The 20,530-nt window shown below is 71.0% G+C and carries 18 protein-coding genes; 12 read left to right on the forward strand and 6 right to left on the reverse strand.

The window, feature by feature from the left end:
* Positions 1 to 15: 15 nt before the first annotated feature.
* A complete protein-coding gene (gene polA / locus OG878_RS29395; protein WP_328889567.1) occupies positions 16 to 2,727 on the forward strand; it encodes a DNA polymerase I in 2,712 nt (903 codons plus the stop codon).
* A 34-nt stretch (positions 2,728 to 2,761) separates the two neighbouring features.
* Here polA and OG878_RS29400 read toward each other — a convergent pair whose 3' ends face one another.
* Positions 2,762 to 3,634 carry a DUF4184 family protein gene (locus OG878_RS29400; protein ID WP_328889568.1) on the reverse strand — a complete coding sequence of 291 codons (873 nt, stop codon included), beginning with the start codon at positions 3,632 to 3,634 and terminating at the stop codon, positions 2,762 to 2,764.
* A 197-nt stretch (positions 3,635 to 3,831) separates the two neighbouring features.
* Between OG878_RS29400 and OG878_RS29405 the strand changes: the two genes are divergently transcribed.
* From OG878_RS29405 to OG878_RS29415, 3 genes are all read left to right on the forward strand, one after another.
* Entirely contained in the window at positions 3,832 to 5,499 is a 1,668-nt protein-coding gene (locus OG878_RS29405; RefSeq protein WP_328889569.1) for a lytic transglycosylase domain-containing protein, read from the forward strand.
* A gap of 171 nt (positions 5,500 to 5,670) precedes the next feature.
* A complete protein-coding gene (locus OG878_RS29410; RefSeq protein WP_328889570.1) occupies positions 5,671 to 5,808 on the forward strand; it encodes an SPW_0924 family protein in 138 nt (45 codons plus the stop codon).
* 12 nt (positions 5,809 to 5,820) lie between these two features.
* Positions 5,821 to 6,831: a DUF3068 domain-containing protein gene (locus OG878_RS29415; protein ID WP_328889571.1), complete on the forward strand. Its 1,011-nt coding sequence runs from the start codon at positions 5,821 to 5,823 to the stop codon at positions 6,829 to 6,831.
* Here the strand turns inward: OG878_RS29415 and hrpB are convergent.
* Complete coding sequence (hrpB, locus tag OG878_RS29420) at positions 6,818 to 9,316, reverse strand: ATP-dependent helicase HrpB (RefSeq protein WP_328889572.1); 2,499 nt, start codon at positions 9,314 to 9,316, stop codon at positions 6,818 to 6,820. The two genes, OG878_RS29415 and hrpB, sit on opposite strands and share 14 nt — an antisense overlap.
* Positions 9,317 to 9,404: 88 nt before the next feature.
* Positions 9,405 to 10,217 (reverse strand): class I SAM-dependent methyltransferase, encoded by an 813-nt coding sequence (locus OG878_RS29425; protein WP_328889573.1) that lies wholly within the window; start codon positions 10,215 to 10,217, stop codon positions 9,405 to 9,407.
* A 398-nt stretch (positions 10,218 to 10,615) separates the two neighbouring features.
* On the opposite strand from OG878_RS29425, the gene rpsA reads away from it, so the two are divergent.
* Complete coding sequence (gene rpsA / locus OG878_RS29430; protein ID WP_328889574.1) at positions 10,616 to 12,124, forward strand: 30S ribosomal protein S1; 1,509 nt, start codon at positions 10,616 to 10,618, stop codon at positions 12,122 to 12,124.
* A gap of 94 nt (positions 12,125 to 12,218) precedes the next feature.
* Here the strand turns inward: rpsA and OG878_RS29435 are convergent, their stop codons facing one another.
* Entirely contained in the window at positions 12,219 to 13,181 is a 963-nt protein-coding gene (locus OG878_RS29435) for a right-handed parallel beta-helix repeat-containing protein (protein WP_328889575.1), read from the reverse strand.
* 338 nt (positions 13,182 to 13,519) lie between these two features.
* Between OG878_RS29435 and OG878_RS29440 the strand changes: the two genes are divergently transcribed.
* The 4 genes from OG878_RS29440 (at position 13,520) to OG878_RS29455 (ending at position 17,250) form a co-directional block, all read left to right on the forward strand.
* Positions 13,520 to 15,043, forward strand: a complete 1,524-nt coding sequence (locus OG878_RS29440) for a flavin monoamine oxidase family protein (RefSeq protein ID WP_328891423.1) — start codon at positions 13,520 to 13,522, stop codon at positions 15,041 to 15,043.
* An 84-nt stretch (positions 15,044 to 15,127) separates the two neighbouring features.
* The gene (locus tag OG878_RS29445) at positions 15,128 to 16,066 is read left to right on the forward strand and encodes a PAC2 family protein (protein ID WP_328889576.1); all 939 of its coding nucleotides are present in this window, start codon (positions 15,128 to 15,130) and stop codon (positions 16,064 to 16,066) included.
* A gap of 62 nt (positions 16,067 to 16,128) precedes the next feature.
* On the forward strand, positions 16,129 to 16,734 hold the full coding sequence (gene coaE, locus OG878_RS29450; RefSeq protein WP_328889577.1) for a dephospho-CoA kinase: 606 nt from the start codon (positions 16,129 to 16,131) through the stop codon (positions 16,732 to 16,734).
* Between the two features lie 147 nt (positions 16,735 to 16,881).
* A complete protein-coding gene (locus tag OG878_RS29455; RefSeq protein WP_328889578.1) occupies positions 16,882 to 17,250 on the forward strand; it encodes a tetratricopeptide repeat protein in 369 nt (122 codons plus the stop codon).
* A gap of 26 nt (positions 17,251 to 17,276) precedes the next feature.
* Here the strand turns inward: OG878_RS29455 and OG878_RS29460 are convergent, their stop codons facing one another.
* A complete protein-coding gene (locus OG878_RS29460) occupies positions 17,277 to 17,555 on the reverse strand; it encodes a DUF6343 family protein (RefSeq protein ID WP_328889579.1) in 279 nt (92 codons plus the stop codon).
* 79 nt (positions 17,556 to 17,634) lie between these two features.
* Between OG878_RS29460 and OG878_RS29465 the strand changes: the two genes are divergently transcribed.
* From OG878_RS29465 to OG878_RS29475, 3 genes are all read left to right on the forward strand, one after another.
* Positions 17,635 to 18,753, forward strand: coding sequence for an ADP-ribosylglycohydrolase family protein (locus OG878_RS29465; RefSeq protein WP_328889580.1), 1,119 nt, complete (start codon positions 17,635 to 17,637; stop codon positions 18,751 to 18,753).
* A 37-nt stretch (positions 18,754 to 18,790) separates the two neighbouring features.
* The gene (locus OG878_RS29470; RefSeq protein ID WP_328889581.1) at positions 18,791 to 19,486 is read left to right on the forward strand and encodes a class I SAM-dependent methyltransferase; all 696 of its coding nucleotides are present in this window, start codon (positions 18,791 to 18,793) and stop codon (positions 19,484 to 19,486) included.
* Positions 19,487 to 19,597: 111 nt separating this feature from the next.
* A complete protein-coding gene (locus OG878_RS29475) occupies positions 19,598 to 20,038 on the forward strand; it encodes a DoxX family protein (RefSeq protein WP_328889582.1) in 441 nt (146 codons plus the stop codon).
* Between the two features lie 26 nt (positions 20,039 to 20,064).
* On the opposite strand, the gene OG878_RS29480 is transcribed toward OG878_RS29475, so the two are convergent.
* Positions 20,065 to 20,412, reverse strand: a complete 348-nt coding sequence (locus OG878_RS29480; protein WP_328889583.1) for a hypothetical protein — start codon at positions 20,410 to 20,412, stop codon at positions 20,065 to 20,067.
* Positions 20,413 to 20,530: the final 118 nt, after the last annotated feature.

A 20,530-nucleotide genomic window follows, 5' to 3' on the forward strand; every position in this document is an offset into this window, starting at 1 on the left:
GGCAGGATCGGGGGCGTGGCTGAGACGGCATCGAAGAAGACGGCAGACAACCGACCGCGCCTGCTCCTGATGGACGGGCACTCCCTGGCGTACCGGGCGTTCTTTGCGCTGCCTGCGGAGAATTTCACGACGGGGGCGGGGCAGCCGACGAATGCGGTGTACGGCTTCGCGTCGATGCTGGCGAACACGCTGCGCGACGAGGCGCCCACGCATTTCGCGGTGGCCTTCGACGTCTCGCGCAAGACCTGGCGGTCGCAGGAGTTCCCGGAGTACAAGGCGACCCGTTCGAAGACGCCGGACGAGTTCAAGGGACAGGTCGAGCTCATCGGCGAGCTGCTGGACGCCATGCACGCCGATCGTTTCGCGGTCGACGGTTTCGAGGCGGACGATGTGATCGCCACGCTGGCGACGCAGGCCGAGGCGGCCGGCTTCGAGGTGCTGATCGTCACCGGTGACCGGGATTCGTTCCAGCTGATCACGGACAACGTCACGGTGCTGTACCCGACGAAGGGCGTCTCGGAGCTGACGCGCTTCACCCCGGAGAAGGTCGAGGAGAAGTACGGGCTGACCCCGCAGCAGTACCCGGACTTCGCGGCGCTGCGCGGGGACCCGTCGGACAACCTGCCGGGGATTCCGGGCGTCGGGGAGAAGACGGCGGCGAAGTGGATCAACCAGTTCGGTTCGTTCGACGACCTCGTCGCGCGTGCCGAGGAGGTCAAGGGGAAGGCCGGGCAGAATTTCCGGGACCATCTGGAGTCGGTGAAGCTGAACCGCCGGCTGACCGAGATGGTCCGCGACGTGGAGCTGCCGAAGACCCCGCAGGACCTGGAGCGTGCGCCGTACGACCGCTCGGCGGTCACGGGTGTGCTCGATGTTCTGGAGATCCGTAACCCGAGCCTGCGTGAACGGCTGCTCGCCGTGGACCCGGGGGCCGAGGAGGCCGAGGCCCCGGCGCCGGCCGCGGGCATCGAGCTGGACGGTGCGGTGCTGGGTGCGGGCGAGCTCGCGCCGTGGCTGGCCGAGCACGGCGGGCAGCCGCTCGGTGTCGCCACGGTCGACACCTGGGCGCTGGGCACCGGCAGTGTCATGGAGGTCGCACTGGCCGCCGGCGGCGGGGCGGCGGCGTGGTTCGACCCGGCGCGGCTCGACGCGTCGGACGAGCAGGCGTTCGCCGCGTGGATCGCGGACGCCGGGCGGCCGAAGGTCATGCACAACGCGAAGAGCGCGATGCGGGTCTTCCCCGAGCACGGCTGGCAGGTCGGCGGCGTCGCGATGGACACGGCGCTGGCCGCGTACCTCGTCAAGCCCGGCCGCCGTTCCTTCGCGCTGGACGCGCTGTCGGTGGAGTACCTGGGCCGCGAGCTGGCCCCGGCGGCTGCGTCGGACGGGCAGCTGGCGTTCGGGGCGGACGACCAAGCCGAGGCCGAGGCGCTGATGGCGCAGGCCCGCGCGATCCTCGACCTCGGGGAGGCGTTCACCGCCCGGCTGGAGGAGGTCGGTGCGGCCGGGCTGCTCCACGACATGGAGCTGCCGACGTCCGCGCTGCTGGCCCGCCTGGAGCGGCACGGCATCGCGGCCGACCGGGAGCATCTCGAGTCCATGGAGCAGCAGTTCGCCGGCGCCGTGCAGCAGGCGGTGAAGGAGGCGCACGGGGCGGTGGGCCGCGAGTTCAACCTGGGCTCGCCCAAGCAGCTCCAGGAGGTCCTCTTCGGCGAGCTGGGTCTGCCCAGGACGAAGAAGACGAAGACGGGTTACACGACGGACGCGGACGCGCTGGCGTGGCTGGCCGTGCAGACGGAGCACGAGCTGCCGCTGATCATGCTGCGCCACCGCGAGCAGGCGAAGCTGCGGGTGACGGTCGAGGGCCTGGTCAAGACGATCGCGGCCGACGGGCGCATCCACACAACGTTCAACCAGACGGTGGCGGCGACCGGCCGGCTCTCGTCGACCGACCCCAATCTGCAGAACATTCCGGTCCGCACGGACGAGGGCCGGGCGATCCGGCGCGGCTTCGTCGTCGGCGGGGGGTTCGAGACGCTGATGACGGCGGACTACAGCCAGATCGAACTGCGGGTGATGGCCCACCTGTCGGAGGACGCGGGCCTGATCGAGGCGTTCACGTCCGGCGAGGACCTGCACACCACGGTCGCCTCGCAGGTCTTCGGCGTCGACAAGTCCGCGGTCGACCCGGAGATGCGCCGCAAGATCAAGGCCATGAGCTACGGGCTCGCGTACGGGCTCTCCGCGTTCGGTCTCTCGCAGCAGCTGAACATCGAGGCGGGCGAGGCGCGCGGACTGATGGACACGTACTTCGAGCGGTTCGGCGGAGTCCGTGACTATCTGCACCGGGTGGTGGAGGAGGCCCGGGCCACCGGCTACACGGAGACGGTCTTCGGCCGCCGCCGCTACCTCCCGGACCTGAACAGCGACAACCGGCAGCGCCGCGAGACCGCTGAGCGGATGGCGCTGAACGCACCGATCCAGGGCACGGCGGCGGACATCGTCAAGGTCGCCATGCTCCACGTCGACCGGGCGCTCACCGAGGCGCAGTTGGCGTCGCGGATGCTGCTCCAGGTCCACGACGAAATCGTGCTGGAGATCGCCAACGGCGAGCGCAAGCAGGTGGAGGAGATCGTCCGCCACGAGATGTCGACGGCGGTGCAGCTGCGCGCCCCGCTCGATGTGTCGGTCGGTGTCGGCGCGGACTGGGAGTCCGCCGCGCACTGACGCGAGCGGGACGGTTGCGGCAGTCGTACGGTCCTCAGCGGCCGGGCGGGCTCGACACCAGGTCCGTCCGGCGCCCGGGCTCCCCGGTCCCGGCGGCGGGCGGCCGGTTCTGCTTGCGTACGCGGAGCCGTATCCACGTCCCGTACAGCACCAGTCCGGCCGCGAGCCCGGCCCCGGCACCGAAGCAGGCGGTCGGGATGATGTCCAGCGGTGTGTCGATGTGCCCGAAGTACGCGTACCAGCGGGCGCACCGGTGGACGGTGCCGAGCAGGACGCAGGCGCCCAGCAGGGCGCCCGCGCACCACCGCGCCCTGCGGTCGAGGACCGGTACGGACACCGGGGCCGGACGCGCCCCGGTCCGCCGCAGCCCGGACACGGTGAACCAGGCGAGCACGGTCAGCGCCACCGCCGAACTGCCGTACTGCACCCACTGGAACACCGGAAAACCGCCGGCGCTCTCGCCCAGCACCGGCACCAGCCGGGTGCCCCACCGGTCGTGATGGGTGAACGCGTCCCACACGACATGGGTGCCCGCCCCGACGACCGCCGACAGCACGAACCACGCACCGTCGCGCACCCCCCACGGGCCGCGCCGCTCGCCGCGTACGAAGGTGTGCACACGCCCCTGCCAGGGCTGCGGCAGCAGTGCCACCAGTGGTTCGCGCAGCAGCAGCCACAGGGCCACCACGGCCGCGGTGATCAGGACATCCACCGTGAACACGCCCCATACCGCATGGGTGACCGTCCCGAACTCCATCGCGCCCGGGATCGCCGTATCCGCGTAGTACGTCATGTCGGGGGCGAACGAACCGGCGACGAGCGCCGAAGCGAAGAACGGCCCGCGCGCGGTGCCGCTGCGGCGGACGGCCGGCAGGACGGCTGCGGCATGGCTGAGGGTGAACGGCATGGTCGCAGTATGCGCGAGCACACCCGTACAGATCCGGCGCACGTCCGACGCCTGTCGGACAACTTGCAGTCCGGAACATGAAATACCGGCAACAATCGGCCGGACCCCTGTGTTCGGGCGGCGCAAGTTGCCGTAGGGTCGCCTGAGTCCTTGCGCTGGGGAGCGCAGGCAGCCGTCGATGGGGAGGGACCATACGTATGGCAGCGCAATTCGGCCGCCGACTGCGCCGAGGGGCGACCACCACTGCGGTGGCCGCGCTTGCCGTGGCTGCGCTTTCCGCCTCTCAGGGCCCCGGCGCCGTGCTGGCGTCGGACGGCGGAGGCGAGGGCCGCACGTCCGGATCGGCACCGTCCGACGACTCCGCTGCCACGGGCAACTCGCCGTACTACACGGACCTGCCCCCGCTGGTCACCCCCAACAAGCCCGGTACGTCGACCAATCTGCCGCTCACCGGCACCGCGGAGTCCGGCATACCGGCCTCGGTCCTGGCCGCGTACAAGAAGGCCCAGCAGTCCATAGCGAGCAGCGACGCGGCCTGCCGTCTGCCGTGGCAGCTCCTTGCCGCGATCGGCAAGGTCGAGTCGGGTCAGGCCCGCGGCGGCCGCGTCGACGCGAACGGCACCACGTTCTCCCCGATCCTCGGCCCGGTCCTCGACGGCCGGGGCTTCGCGATGATCAAGGACACCGACAACGGGGCGTACGACGGGGACGCGACGCACGACCGTGCGGTCGGCCCGATGCAGTTCATCCCGTCGACCTGGGAGACCTGGGGCCAGGACGGCAACGACGACGGCCGCAAGGACCCCAACAACATCTATGACGCGGCGCTGGCCGCCGGTCGCTATCTCTGCGCCGGCTCCCGCGACCTGGCGGTCGCGGCCGATCTGGACCGGGCGGTCCTCAGTTACAACCACTCGAGCGAGTACCTCCGCACGGTCCGCTCCTGGTTCGACTACTACAGGCGCGGCACGCACGAGATCCCCGACGGCACCGGTGTCGTCCCGCCGCCCCTCGACGGCGGTTCGGATCCGATCCCGGACACCGGCGGTTCGCCGTCCCCGACGCCGACGCCGCCCGCGAGTTCGAAGCCGAGCACCGAGCCGTCGAAGCCGGGCGGCGGTTCCACCGGCCCGACGCCCAAGCCCCCGACCATCACGCCTGCGCCCTCGCCCTCCGAGACCCTCGCCGGTGTGGAGAACGCGGGGACCGGTGCGCTGACCGCCACCGCGGGCGACGCGTTCGCCGAGCGGATCACGGTGCGGGCGAAGAACAGGCTCGGCGGCCCGCTCGCCAAGGTGTCCGTGACGTTCACCGTCGTCGGTGACACGGACGCCGCCTTCGCGGGCGGGAAGACCGCGGTCACCCTGGTCACCGGCGCCGACGGCACGGTGACGGCCCCGGTGCTGCAAGCGGGCGGGACGACGGGTGAGTTCACGGTCCGGGCGGCCGCCACCGGCCGCTCGCTGCCCGGCGCCACGTACACGGCGACCGTCACCGCCCGGCAGGCCGACGCGATCGCCAGGACCGACGACAAGGCGCTGACCGCCGCCCCCGGCGCGGAGTTCGCCGATGCGGTCGCGGTCAAGGCCACCTACAAGGGCGCCGTGGCGTCCGGTGTCGCCGTGACCGCCACGATGATCACCGACGCGGACGAGCCGGCCGAGAACGACAAGGGCCCGTACTTCAAGGACGCGGAGGGCAACACCGTCCGCACCCTGACGGGTCTGACGACCGATGCCGACGGTTCGCTGGTGCTCCCGAAGATCTACGCCGACGACACCGCAGGCACGTACAAGCTCCGCCTGACCACCGAGGGCGGCGCGACGGTCGTCATCGAGCTCACGGTCGAGGCCCCCGCCGCCTGACCGCAGCCCCCGGGGACACACGGACCCGCGGGTCCGCACGGCCTCACCGAACAGCCCCTGTGCCACCACCCGGCACAGGGGCTGTTCCACGTGTTCTCATCTCGCGCCCGCGTTGCTACGGTGCCCCAATCCTGACGCTCCATCAGATCTGTGCTTTCCGGGAGGCCGAGCATGCGTGCCGTCATCGCCGCCGCCATCGGGCTGGCCGCGGCCCTCGCCCTCGTGCTCACCGTCAGCGCGATCGGCGCACCTCCCGGCGAGACCTCGCCCAAACCCCTGCTGACCACCGTCCCCGGCCCCAAGAAGTAGAGGGAGGGCGCCATGCGCCGCCGCGCCGGCCTCGTACTCCTGGCCTTCGCCGTGTTCTTCGCCGCCCTGTCGCCCCTGCTGCGCTGGTACGCCTTCCCGAGGCTGGCGAAGATCCCGCCGAGCCAGTACCAGGAGATGGTGCTGGAGGCGAAGCCCGCCACCCTCCTCGACTACAACGACGGCATGAAGGTCAAGCAGGTCCCCAAGGTGACCATCGTGCAGACCCTCAAGGGCAACGTGGAGGAGTCCGAGAAGATCGGGCGCACCGCCGGCCGCGATGTCGTCGTCTGGGACGGCCTCAGCTACGTCGTCGACCCGAACGGCAAGATGGTCTCGGAGATCCCCGAGCGGTACATCTTCGACGCGCACAGCCAGGCGCCGGTCCACGCCACCGGCGAAATGGTCGACGGCGATCCCGTCACGCGCGAGGGCATCGAGTTCAAATGGCCGTTCCTCACCGAGAAGCGCGACTACGAGTACTTCGACGCCCAGAGCCGCACCACCTCGCCCATCCACTACAAGGGCACCCGCACCTTCCGCGGCATGGACGTCTACTACTTCGAGCAGACCATCCCGTGGACCAAGGTCCCCATGCCGAAGAAGATGCCGATCAAGGGCGTCACCGCCGAGCAGGTCGCCCGTACGGGCATGACCCGCTGGTACACCACCAAGCGGATGTTCTGGGTCGACCCGGTGACCGGTGCACCCGTCAACGGCGAGGAGATCCACAAGGAGGAGCTGCGCAACGCGAAGGCGATGGGTATGTCCCAGGACACGGTCACCGCGTTCGCCGGGCACGTGAAGATGCGCGAGGACTACATCGAGTACACCGTCGCCCTGGTGAAGTCCCAGCGGGTGCTGATCCTGCTGCTCACCTCGTACCTGCCGTGGGGCTTCCTGCTGCTCGCGGCCCTTCTGCTCGCCCTCGCGCTCTGGCTGGAGGCGCGGTCCCGGCGGCCCGGGGGCCATGCTCCGGAGCCCGCGGCCGCACCTGCCCCGGATCCGGCACCTACTCCCGTTTGAGCCGTGCCGAGGTGTGGCGCGTCGCCGCGACCGTCGTCGGGTCCTCCGGCCACGGGTGCTTCGGGTAGCGGCCGCGCAGCTCCGCCCGCACCGCCCGGTATCCGTCCCGCCAGAACGACGCCAGATCCGCGGTGACCGCCGCCGGGCGGCCCGCGGGGGAGAGCAGATGGACGAGGACGGGCACCCCGGCCACCTCCGGCGTCTCGGTGAGGCCGAACAGCTCCTGGAGCTTCACCGCCAGCACGGGCTGCTCGCCGCCGTACTCCACCCGGATCCGCGACCCGCTCGGCACCTCGATCCGTTCCGGCGCCAGCTCGTCGAGGCGGGCCGCCTCACCGGTCGCCCACGGCAGGAGCCGCCGCAGTGCCTGCCCGGCGTCGATGCGCGCCAGGTCGGAGCGGCGCCGGGCCCGGGACAGTTCCGGCTCCAGCCACTCCTCGGTACGGGCCAGCAGCGCCCCGTCCGACACATCCGGCCAGGGGGCGCCCAGCTTCCGGTGCAGAAAGGCCAGCCGCTCCCGCAGCTGTCCGGTCTCCCGGGACCAGCGCAGCAGCCCGAGTCCCTCGACCCCGAGCCCGTCCACCAGCGCCGCCCGCACCAGATCGGGCTCGGGCTGCTTCAGTGCCCGCACCGACAGCTCGACCGCGCCCAGCCGCTCCACCGCGCGCGCCACCACATCGCCGTCCGCCCAGCGGACCTCCTCACCCAGGAACCGCAGGTGTCCGGCGGCCAGCCGCGCGGTGTCCTCGTCGATGACGGCGGCGAGCCGCACCCGGGCGGACGCCGCGTGCGCCGGGCGGTCCGCGACGGCGACCGCCAGCCAGGGTGCACTGCGCAGCCGCGAACCGTCCCGCAGCCCCGCGCCCGTCCCCGAAGCCATCAGGAACGTTCCTTCGCCACGGGCCCGTGCCACCCGCTCGGGGAACGCCAGCGCGGCCACCAGGCCGGCGGCGGCATCGTCCGTACCGGACCCCTCGCGGCTGCCCTCCAGGGACGACGACAGGCGCCGCACCTCCTGCCGCCAGCGCGCCGCATAGCCGTCCCCGCCCCGACGGGCGGTGCGCAGTGCGGCCGCCAGGTCGTCCCCGTACTCCCGCGGCGGCTCCTCGCTCAGCAGCGCCACCACCTCCGCCGCCCGGCGCCCGCCGACCTCCGGCGCACCGTCCAGCAGCGCGCGGGCGAGCCGCGGATGCAGGCCGAGTCGCGACATCCGTACGCCCCGGTCGGTCACCCGGCCGTCCGCGTCCACCGCGCCGACCGCCGCCAGCACCTCGCGGGCCGCACCCATCGCCCCGGCCGGCGGCGGATCCAGCAGCGCCAGCCCCGAAGCATCCGGATCGCCCCAGCACGCCGCCTGCAGCGCGAACGCCGCCAGATCGGCCACCTTGATCTCCGGCGAGGGGAACCGGGCCAGCCGCGCGTCCTCCGCCTGCTCCCAGCACCGGTACACCGCCCCCGGCGCCTCACGCCCCGCCCGGCCCGCCCGCTGCCTTCCCGCCGCCTGCGAGGCCCGTACGGTCGTCAGCGCGCTCAGCCCGCGGGCGTGATCGGTGCGGGGCTCCCTGGCCAGACCGGAGTCGACGACGATCCGCACCCCCGGGACCGTCAGCGACGACTCCGCGACGGAGGTGGCCAGGACCACCCGGCGCCCCTCCGACGAGCCCGCCAGCACGGCGTCCTGCACCGCCGCCGGAGCCCGCCCGTGCACCTGCAGCACCTCGGCGGGCACCCCCGCCAGCTGCCCCGCGACCCGGCCGATCTCACCGACACCCGGCAGGAAGCACAGCACGTCGCCGTCCCGCTCGGCCAGCGCCCGGCGCACCACCGCGGCAACATGCGTCAGCAGCGCCGGATCGACGCGCATCCCGTGCGGTGGCCGCACCGGCCGCACCGGCGGCGCCCACACCACGTCGACCGGGTGCGACACGCCCTGCGCCTCGACCACCGGCGCATCGCCGAGCAGCCGGGCCCAGCCCTCCGCGTCCGTGGTCGCCGACGCGGCGACCAGCCGCAGATCGGGCCGGATCGCCTCGCGCACGTCGAGGAGGAACGCGGCGACGGTGTCCGCGTCCAGATGACGTTCATGGCACTCGTCGATGATCACCGCATCGACCCCGGCGAGCTCCTGGTCGCGCTGGAGCCGTTGCAGGAGCACGCCGGTGGTCACGACCTCCACCACCGTGTCGCGCCCCACGACACGCTCCCCGCGCACCGTGAACCCGACGCGCTGCCCGGCCTGCTCACCCAGCAGCCAGGCCATCCGCCGGGCCGCCGCGCGGGCAGCGATCCGGCGCGGCTCGGCGACCACCACGCGCCGTGCGGGGCCACCGCCGACCAGGCCCGCGAGGACCAGCGGGACGAGCGTCGTCTTGCCGGTGCCGGGCGGTGCGCAGAGCACCGCGACACCCCGGTCGTCGAGCGCCCGCCGGAGCGCGGGGACGGCGGTTCGGACGGGCAGCCGGTCGAGGGCGTCGGTACGGATCACGCCCCCAGTCTCGTACGACGGGTGCCCGGTCCCGTACGGAGGGAGCCCCGGTCGCGTACGGCCGGGGCTCAGCCGCGCCGGCCGGGGCTCAGTCCCGTACGCAGACGAAGATTGCGGTGCCCGGGATCAGGTTTCCGCGCAGCGGGGACCAGCCGCCCCACTCCTGGTGGTTCCAGTCGGGCCACTCCGGTTCGACCAGATCGATCAGCCGGAACCCGCCGGCCACCACGTCCCGAACCCGGTCGCCCACCGTCCGGTGGTGCTCGACGTACACGGCGTTGCCCTGCTCGTCCTGTTCGACGTACGGAGTGCGGTCGAAGTACGAGGCGGCGACCGACAGGCCCTCGGGCCCCGGCTCGTCCGGGAACGCCCAGCGGATCGGGTGCGTCACGGAGAAGACCCAGCGGCCGCCCGGCCGCAGCACCCGGTGCACCTCGCGGAAGACCTGGACGGGGTCGGCGACGAACGGGACCGCACCGTAGGCGGAGCAGGCGAGGTCGAAGGAGCCGTCCCGGAACGGCAGCCTCCCGGCGTCGGCCTCCACCAGCGGAACCTCGTCGCCGATCCGCAGCGCGTGCTGGAGCTGGCGGTGCGAGAGGTCGAGGGCGACGGGGCGGGCGCCGCGGGCGGCCAGCCAGCGCGAGCACTGCGCCGCGCCGGCGCCGATCTCCAGGATGTCCAGGCCGCTCAGCGACCCGGCCGGGCCGAGCAGTCCCGCGTCGGCCTCGTCGAGACCCTCCGGACCCCAGATGAAGCGGTCGTCGCCGAGGAAGGCGCCGTGGTCGCTCTGGTACTCGTCGGCGTTCCGGTCCCACCAGCCGCGACTGGCCCGGCTGCTCTCCGCTTCCCCGGCGCTGCGGCGAGTCGCTTCCGGTTCGGTGGCGTAGATCTCTTGGCTCATCGTGTCCGTCGTTGTAGTTTGCCTTCACCCCGTTGCGCGCGGTACGTACCTGGGGGGCACCAGTGGGTACGGAACCGTGCTCACGCAACACGGCCGGGGCCGATGTGGCCTCGGGGAACATGAATTGTGTCGGGTTTGGGGCCATCTGCCCCGGGTGTGCGCCTTCGCGCATTGACCATGCCCGGCTGCCCCCGTATGCTACAAGTTGCGCTGCGAGCCTGCGCGCCTCAGACCTAGCAGGCCGCGCTTGCGTCTGTTGCATGTCCCCTCGGTTCACGAGGCGCCTCCCGCTCGCCGGGTCGGGCGCTTCCTCGGCTGTCCGGCTTCTGCAGAGGCGATACGGGCTCTCGGCGTAGCAGTACCTACGACTCACTGTCCGTACCGGAGCCCTTTCCCACATGACGAGCAGCACCGAGACCACCGCCACCACTCCGCAGGTTGCGGTCAACGACATCGGCGACGCGGACGCGTTCCTCGCGGCGATCGACGAGACGATCAAGTACTTCAACGACGGCGACATCGTTGACGGTGTCATCGTCAAGGTTGACCGGGACGAGGTTCTCCTCGACATCGGTTACAAGACCGAAGGCGTCATCCCGAGCCGCGAGCTCTCGATCAAGCACGACGTCGACCCGAACGAGGTCGTCAAGGTCGGCGACGAGATCGAGGCCCTGGTTCTCCAGAAGGAGGACAAGGAAGGCCGCCTGATCCTCTCGAAGAAGCGCGCTCAGTACGAGCGTGCCTGGGGCACCATCGAGAAGATCAAGGAAGAAGACGGCATCGTCACCGGTACCGTCATCGAGGTCGTCAAGGGTGGTCTCATCCTCGACATCGGCCTCCGCGGCTTCCTCCCGGCGTCGCTCGTCGAGATGCGTCGTGTCCGCGACCTTCAGCCCTACGTGGGCAAGGAGCTCGAGGCGAAGATCATCGAGCTGGACAAGAACCGCAACAACGTGGTCCTGTCCCGCCGTGCCTGGCTCGAGCAGACCCAGAGCGAGGTCCGTCAGACCTTCCTCACGACCCTGCAGAAGGGCCAGGTCCGCTCCGGCGTCGTCTCCTCGATCGTCAACTTCGGTGCGTTCGTGGACCTCGGTGGCGTCGACGGTCTCGTGCACGTCTCCGAGCTCTCCTGGAAGCACATCGACCACCCCTCCGAGGTTGTCGAGGTCGGCCAGGAAGTCACCGTCGAGGTTCTCGACGTCGACATGGACCGCGAGCGCGTCTCGCTGTCGCTCAAGGCGACGCAGGAAGACCCGTGGCAGCAGTTCGCCCGTACGCACCAGATCGGGCAGGTCGTTCCCGGTAAGGTCACGAAGCTCGTTCCGTTCGGTGCGTTCGTGCGCGTCGACGAGGGCATCGAGGGTCTGGTCCACATCTCCGAGCTGGCCGAGCGCCACGTGGAGATCCCGGAGCAGGTCGTCCAGGTCAACGACGAGATCTTCGTCAAGGTCATCGACATCGATCTCGAGCGCCGTCGCATCAGCCTCTCGCTGAAGCAGGCCAACGAGGCCTTCGGTGCCGACGCCGCCTCGGTCGAGTTCGACCCGACCCTGTACGGCATGGCCGCGTCCTACGACGACCAGGGCAACTACATCTACCCCGAGGGCTTCGACCCCGAGACCAACGACTGGCTCGAGGGCTACGAGACCCAGCGCGAGGTGTGGGAGACGCAGTACGCCGAGGCGCAGGAGCGCTTCGAGCAGCACCGCGCCCAGGTCATCAAGTCCCGCGAGGCCGACGAGGCCGCTGCTGCCGAGGGCGCTGCCGCCCCGGCCGGTGGCACCCCGGCTGCCTCCGGTGCCGGCGGCGGTTCGTACTCCTCGGAGTCCGCGGACACGTCCGGCGCGCTGGCGTCGGACGAGGCCCTGGCTGCCCTGCGCGAGAAGCTGGCGGGCGGCCAGAGCTGACGCTCTGACCCTCCGGCCGGTCATCGGCTGCAGTAGCTGACAGTGAGGCCCGCTCCCTTCGGGGAGCGGGCCTCACTCGTTTCCGTAGCCGGGGTCAGGGCGTGACGGCGATGTTGGTCAGGCCCTTGCCGCCGGTGACCGTGTTGCTGCTGTGGACGGTGGCCGGGCAGCTCGCGCCGAAGTTGGTGATGTTGAAGGCGATCTGCTTGTCGCCGGTGGCGCCGGACAGGTCCGAGGTGTTGTTGCGGAAGACGGTGCCGCAGCCCCAGCCGCTCTGCTGGGTGTGGGTCTCGTAGCCGTTGTTGGTCGTCCGGGAGCCCGTATTGCCGTCGACCAGGACGTCGTTGCCCTTCACATCGACCCAGGAGTCGTCGAAGTTGGCGCCGGTCAGCCCGCTGCCGTCGAAGGTGTTGCCGATGATGCTCGCTCCGGTGGTGCCTTCCTTGATGTCGACGTTCTCGCCGCCGACGCCCGGCCCGATCGTGTTGTTGATGATCTGCACCCGGTCGCTCCGGTCGGTGAGGTCACCGGCCGTGCCGACGTAGACGCCCTCGCCCATGCCGCGGCCGTCGTGCCCCGTGTCGTGGATCCGCGAGTTCCTGATGACGCCGTCCGCGCTCGACCTGCGGAAGTGCACGCCCTCCATGTCCAGGTCGTGCACGGTCACCGAGTCGATGACGACGCCGTTCGCTGCGTCGGCCACGATGCCCTTCTGGCCGCCGGTGACGGTCACGCCCTGGACGGTCCAGTACGACGCCCCATTGAGGTACAGCCCGTAGCCTCCATTCGCCGTGAGGACCGCCCCCGACGAGCCGATGAGGGTGATCCGGGCGGAGGGGGTGCCGGGCACGGTCGCCTTGAAGTTGCCGGTGTACGTGCCGTCGGCGAGCCGGACGGTGTCACCGGGGACCACGGCGGCCAAGGCCGCCTTGAGCTCGGCGGCGGTGCTCACGTCGACGACCGTGGCGGCGCCGGCCGTGGTGGCGGAGGTGAGGTCCGGACCGCTGGTGGCCAGCACCGTGGCCAGCAGGGCGGGGAGCAGTGTGCGGGTGCGCATGGGGGTGCCTTCCCGTCGAAGGAGTGCGAGCCGTTCTGCTACGTGAATGTGGGGCGTGTCTCTGAATATGCTGCCCGGTGACGGTAGGGACGGGGTGTGTCCCTGTCAAGGTCTGGACCATTGGTCGCCGATGGCCGGAGCGCGGTGAACGGAGAGAAACATGTGGGATACACGAGTAGCTGACGAGCCGTAACATCTGCTTGCCAGGATCCGGGCAACCTCAAGATCCGAAGAGGAGCCGGGACATGACCCACACTTCGCACAACCCGCCCGCCGCGCCGGGCGCGAGCCGTCGCAGCTTTCTGCGCCAGGTAGGGATCACCGGTGGGGCGGGCGCGATGTTCGCGACCATGGGGGCCCTCGGCCTCGCCCCCACCGCCCAGGCCGCACAGCGCGAACCCGCCTTTCACGCCCCCAGTCGGAGCGACTTCGCGCTGAAGGGGAAGGGTGCGGCCAAGGTCGTCATCGTCGGGGGCGGAATCGCCGGCCTCGCCGCCGCCTACGAACTGGGCAAAGCCGGTTACGACTGCACGGTCCTGGAGGCCAGGAGCCGTACCGGTGGCCGCAACTTCACCGTGCGCGGCGGCGATTCCACCACCGACATCCACGGAAACCGGCAGACGGCCCGGTTCACCGAGGGTCAGTACATGAACGCCGGACCCGCCCGGATTCCGCAGTGGATGGTCACCCTCGACTACTGTCGCGAACTCGGTGTCCCCATCGAGATGTTCACCAACGTGAACGCTAACGCCTACATCTTCAACGAGAAGGCCGGTATGAAGGCCCCGGTGCGCTATCGCACCGCCAAGGCTGATGTGTACGGCTATGTGGCCGAACTCCTCTCCAAGGCCACGGACAAGGGCGCCCTCGACCGTCGGATCACCGCCGAGGACCAGGAGCGACTCCTCGAATTCCTCAAGGAGTTCGGCGACATCGGCGACACGCTCGACTACACCGGCAGCCCCCGCCGCGGCTACCGCATCGACCCCGCGGCCGCCGGAACCCCCGGCGAGGAACTCGGCTCCGTGCCGTCCGCCTCCGAGGTCTTCGCCAGCGGCGTCGGACGCTACTTCTCCTTCGAGTTCGAGTACGACCAGGCCATGCTGATGTTCCAGCCGGTCGGCGGCATGGACCGGATACCCGCGGCGCTCACCCGGGCGATAGGTGAGCGCAGGATCCGTACCGGCGCCGCCGTCAGCAAGATCACCGACACGGCCCATGGTGTGACCGTCACGTACACCCAGGGCGGACGTACCCGCACCGTCGACGCGGACTACTGCATCGCCGCCCTGCCGCCCAACATCCTCGCCAAGACCGCCCACAACCTCGGTCCGGCGGTCCAGAGCGCCCTGGAGGCCTGCAAGCCGTCCTCGGCCGGCAAAATCGGGCTGGAGTACAGGAGCCGCTGGTGGGAGACCGACCACCAGATCTACGGCGGCATCACCGAGACCGACATGGACCTCTCCCACATCTGGTACCCGTCCTACGGCCACCAGGGCCGGCGCGGCACCATCATCGGCTACTACAACACCGGCTCCAACGCCGATGCGTACGCCGCTCTCACCCCGCCCGAGAGGGAGGCACGGGCTATCGCCCAGGGCGTGAAGATCCACGGCGACAAGTACCGTACGGAACTCGCCACGTCGTTCTCCCACCACTGGCGGCAGACCCCGTACCTGGAGGCCTCCTGGCACTCCCTGTCGGGAGGGCCCGACGCGCCTGCCTTCGCACCGCTCAACCAGGCCGCCGGACGCGTCTACTTCGCCGGTGACTACCTGAGCTACGCGGATGCCTGGCAGCACGGCGCCTTCACCTCCGCACGGAAGGCGGTCACCGCACTGCACACGCGGGTTCTGGCGTAACCACCCCTGTGAAGGGGCACAGGCAGGGAATGCCTGTGCCCCGGCGGGCGTTCTTCTCAAGGAATACGAGGAGGAGCGGTAACCGTGCCTGATCCGCAGAGTTTGTACGAATGGGAGCCGAAGGGGCTGGCCGTCGTCGACATGGCGCTCGCCCAGGAGTCGGCGGGCCTGGTCATGCTCTACCACTTCGAGGGGTACATCGACGCGGGTGAGACGGGGGAGCAGATCGTGGACGGTCTGCTGGAGTCGTTGCCGCACCAGGTCGTGGCCCGTTTCGACCACGACCGCCTCGTCGACTACCGCGCACGGCGCCCGCTGCTGACGTTCAAGCGCGACCGCTATGCAGGCTACGAGACCCCGACGCTGGATGTCCGGGTGGTCCAGGACGCCACCGGGGCGCCCTTCCTGCTGCTGTCCGGGCCCGAGCCGGACGTCGAGTGGGAGAGGTTCGCCGCCGCCGTCGAGCAGATCGTCGAGCGGCTCGGCGTCCGCCTCGCCGTCAGCTTCCACGGCATTCCGATGGGCGTCCCGCACACCCGCCCGGTCGGCATCACCCCGCACGGCAATCGCACGGATCTGATGCCGGGCCACCGCAGCCCGTTCGACGAGGCGCAGGTCCCCGGCTCCGCCGAGGCACTCGTCGAGTACCGGCTGATGCAGGCCGGACACGACGTCCTCGGTGTCGCCGCCCATGTGCCGCACTACATCGCCCGCTCCGCCTACCCGGATGCCGCGCTCACCGCGCTCGAGGCGATCACGGCCGCCACCGGGCTGGTCCTGCCGAGCATCGCGCACTCGCTGCGCACGGAGGCGCACCGCACGCAGACCGAGATCGACCGCCAGATCGACCAGGGCGACGACGAGCTCGTCTCGCTCGTCGAGGGTCTTGAGCACCAGTACGACGCGATCGCAGGCTCCGAGACGCGCGGCAATCTGGTCGCCGAACCGGTCGACCTGCCGTCCGCCGACGAGATCGGCCTCGAATTCGAACGGTTCCTTGCCGAGCGGGAGGGCGACATCTGACCGGCCGGCGCAGCCCGTGACCGGGCCATGACGGTCCGGGGGCCGCGCATTAGGCTGCGGCCATGCTGAAAGTGGGCCTGACCGGCGGCATCGGCGCCGGCAAGAGCGAAGTGTCACGGCTGCTGGTCTCGTACGGGGCCGTGCTGATCGACGCCGACAGGATCGCGCGCGAGGTCGTCGAGCCCGGGACCCCGGGACTGGCGGCCGTCGTCGACGCGTTCGGTGCCGGCATCCTCGCCGCCGACGGCACCCTCGACCGGCCCCGGCTCGGCTCGATCGTCTTCTCGGACGCCGACCGGCTGGCCACCCTGAACGCGATCGTCCACCCGCTGGTCGGAGCCCGCTCCGCCGAACTGGAGCGGGCGGCGGGCCCCGACTCCGTCGTCGTCCACGACGTCCCCCTCCTCACCGAGAACGGTCTCGCCCCCCTCTACGACCTGGTCGTCGTCGTCGACGCGGCCCCCGAGACGCAGCTCGACCGCCTTGTGCGGCTGCGTGGAATGACGGAGTCCGAGGCCCGCGCACGCATGGCCGCCCAGGCCACCCGCGAGCAGCGGCGGGCCGTCGCCGATCTGATCGTGGACAACGACGGCCCGCTGGACGAGCTGGAGCCGCAGGTCCGCAAGGTCTGGGCGGAGCTGACACAGCGGGCGGCCGCCCAGGGCTGACGCACCGGGCAGTCGCACCGGATGACACGACGCAGCCCCGTCCGACGCGGCGGGTGGTCGCCGGTGACCCGGTGACCCGCAGCAGGACCGGAATACCGGCACCCGGCCGGACGTTGAAATGCCGTTGTCGAAGGGAAGGATGCGAGCGTGCCCGAGAGGACCCCGGAAACCCACGTCATCGACTTCCGCGCGGCCGAACGCCTGCTGGCGGCGCGCGACCCGCGGGGCGCGGTCAAGCTGCTGGACTCGGTGATCGCGGCCCACCCGGAGAACACGGCTGCCCGGCTGCTGAGGGCCCGCGCATTCTTCGCCGCCGCCCAACTTCGCCCTGCCGAGCTCGAATTCGAACTCGTCCTGGAGCGCGAACCGGACAACGCGTTCGCGCACTTCGCCCTGGCCCGCACTTTCCAGCGGTCCGGACGCTCGGAGCAGGCCGTGCGCCACTTCCGGCTGGCCGCGGCGCTCGACCCGAACCCGGAGTACCTGCGGGCTGCCCGCTTCGACACAAGCGCCTGACCCTCCCGGCCCGCCGGACCGTTGGGTCAGTGGCCGTACCGGCTGCGTTGGCCGTGGTCGGGTTCGTACGGGGGGATGTTGCGGCCCGGCTGCCAGTGCGGGCCCTGGTGCATGTGGTGGACGATCACGGCAAGATCCACCACCGTCAGCACAAGCAGCAGACCGCAGGCCGCGGCCCAGCCCGGCCGGTCGACCAGGGTGAAGGCCGTCAGGCCGAAGACGGCCCAGGCCATGCCCCATAGACTCAGGCAGAGCCGCAGTCGCAGGGGACTGCGTGCAGTCATCGGTTCATTTCCGGTACGCATGGCGATCGCCTCTCCTTCCAGGATGGACCCGCGGCAGCGATTCCGAGGCACGCCGAGACAGAGTGTGGGGAGACCGTCGGTGAACGGCACAGCATGGGGGAACGACGTCGCGCGCAGGGCCCGGGTCCGGGGGTCGCTGCTGGGCGGTGCGATCGGGGACGCGCTGGGGAACCCGGTGGAGTTCCTGTCGCTGTCCGGTATCCGCAGGGCACACGGGGAAGACGGCGTCCGCGGGCTCGTCGCGGACGGGGACGGTGCCGTCGGCCGCGTCACCGACGACACGCAGATGACCCTGTTCACCGCCGAAGGGCTGATCAGGGCGCATTCCCGGGCGATGTCGAAGGGGATCGGCGGCGCCGAGACCGCGGTCGTGCGCAACGCCTACCTGCGCTGGCTCGACACACAGAACCATCCCGCTCCACCTGCCCGGGGCGGAGACGACCTCATACGCACCGGCTGGCTGCGGCAGCAGCGCTTCCTGTACGCCCGCCGCGCCCCCGGCAACGCCTGCCTGACCGGGCTCGCGGCCGGCCACATCCCCGACCCGGCCGGCACGCTCGGCCGGCCGGGGCCGGTCAACACCGGATCCAAGGGGTGCGGCACGGTGATGCGGTCCGCGCCCTTCGGCCTGATCGGCGCCGGTGCGACGGCCGGCTTCGGACTGGCTGCCCGGTGCGCGCAGATCACCCACGGGCACCCGACGGGCGCGTACGCGGCCGGGGCGTTCGCCGCGATCATCGCCCACCTGCTGGAAGGCGATTCGATGGCGGGCGCCGTGCTGCGGGCGATGGAGCTGCTCGCACGCCACCCGGGCCACGAGGAGACGACGGCGGCGCTGCGCGCGGCCGTCGACCTGTCCGCGCAGGGCGCGCCGACCGCCGAGAAGGTGGAGCTGCTGGGCGAGGGCTGGGTGGCCGAGGAGGCTCTCGCCATCGCCGTGTACTGCGCCCTGGTGCTGCCGGGCGGCGACGAGGTGGCCCAGGCACTGCTGCTCTCGGTCAACCACTCGGGCGACAGCGACTCCACCGGGGCGGTCTGCGGCAACCTGCTCGGTGCCCGTCACGGCGACGTCAGGCTCCCGCCGTCCTGGCTGGCGCTGACGGAAGGCCGGTCGGTGATCGCCGAGCTGGCCGACGATCTGTGCCTGGAGTTCGAGCAGGCGGTGGACTGGCCGCAGGAGCGCTATCCGGCGTGCTGAGGGGAACGGTGGCCATCGGCCGTTCGTTCGCCCTTGCATGAGCGGACCACTGGTACGTGAGGGGTATTCAGGGACGGGACCCGGCTCGATCACGCCGGACGGCTGCGCGGTCGAGCTGTACAGACGGCTGTCGGTCGGCACCGAGCCGGACGTGATCGCGGCGGCGGTGCCCGCCGGGGCGAGCATTCTGGAACTCGGTTGCGGGGTGGGCCGGATGACCCGTCCACTGCTCACGCGCGGCTTCGAGGTCACGGCCGTGGACGAGTCGGCGCAGATGCTGGAACACGTACGGGGCGCGCGCACCGTGCGGAGTCCCATCGAGTCCCTGGAGCTCGGCCACGAGACATTCGACGTGGTGCTGCTGGCATCGTTCCTGGTGCACGCGGGCGAACACCGGGTGCGCGACGGAATGCTGCGGACCTGCCGGAGATACGTCAAGGACGGCGGCGTCGTGCTCCTTCAGCGCGAGGGCGCCGACTACCGCACCGATCTGCCGAGGGAACGGGTCGATCCGGCCGGATACACGGTGCGGATCGTCTCGGCGGACCCCGTCGGCGACGGGGTGGACTCGGTGCACGCGGAGTACATCTTCGACGATGCGCGGTGGACCCAGACGTTTCGGTCGCGGGAGCTGACGAAGGAACGGTTCGAGGGGTATCTGGAGGCGGCGGGCCTGACCGTCGACCGCTATCTGACGGACGACGGGGTGTGGGTGCGGGCCGTGCCCAGGTAGTCGCCGGGCGACGGGAACCGAGGAGATCGGTGGTCCGGGATGCGATGAGTTCCGGACCGCCACGGGGTCTTTCCTTGCGTACGCACCACGACGCTTCCCGAGGAGAACCCGATGTCCGAGACCACGACGCCGACGCACACGACGGACACCGCCACCCCGACGGCCGCGGTACGCAGCCGAGGGGCGGTCGCGCTCACCGTCGCACGGGTCGCGCTCGCCCTGTTCTTCGCCTTCAGTGCGTTCGCCAAGCTGATCGCCCATGAGTCGGCGATCGAGACCTTCGACCGGATGGGCTGGAGCCATGGCGCGATGTACCTCATCGGAGCCCTGGAGATGGCAGGCGCCGTCGCGCTGCTGGTGCCCCTGCTGTCCGGGGTGGCGGCGATGGCCTTCGTCGGGCTGCTGGCCGGGGCGTCCATCGTCCAGCTCACCCTGCTCGACCCGGTGAACGCGATCATGCCGGCGCTGCTCATCGTGCTGGTCGTCCTGATCGCCCGGGACCGGCGGGACAGAACGGCGCAGCTGATCGGGCTCGTGCGCCGGCGTGCGTAGGAGGGGACGGCCGTGCACCGCGCCGGTCAGTGGACGGTGCTGAAGCTGCGCCAGGGCAGGGCGCTCGGCGGGTTCATGTCGCTCAAGGTCGTGGCGACATAGGTCGACCCCGGACCCGTGCAGTTGCGCGTGCGGTACAGGATGATGTCGATCAGGGTTCCGTTGATCACTTCTTTGGCGCCCGCCGGGTCGAGCTGGTGGCAGCCCCTCACGGAGGGGCTGTTCACGTTGATCACGGCATCCCGCTGGGTGACGTAGGTGACCGGCCCGACCGCGGTGCGGCCGAGGCCGGAGCAGCCCGCGACGCTGAGGGTCAGGAGCGCGGTCCCGGCTGCGATGCCGAGACGGCGGCGTCGGTGATCGATCACGGGCATGGGCGGGTCCTCGTCTGTCTCGTCCGGCTCATGTGTATCGCTGGTCACCTTGCCCGCTTCCGGGCGGCCCGGCATCCGGTGCGCGGCCTGCCGGGTGACCGCGGTTCGGGCCCATGTT

It is taken from the genome of Streptomyces sp. NBC_00316 (assembly GCF_036158715.1).
GTDB lineage: Bacteria > Actinomycetota > Actinomycetes > Streptomycetales > Streptomycetaceae > Streptomyces.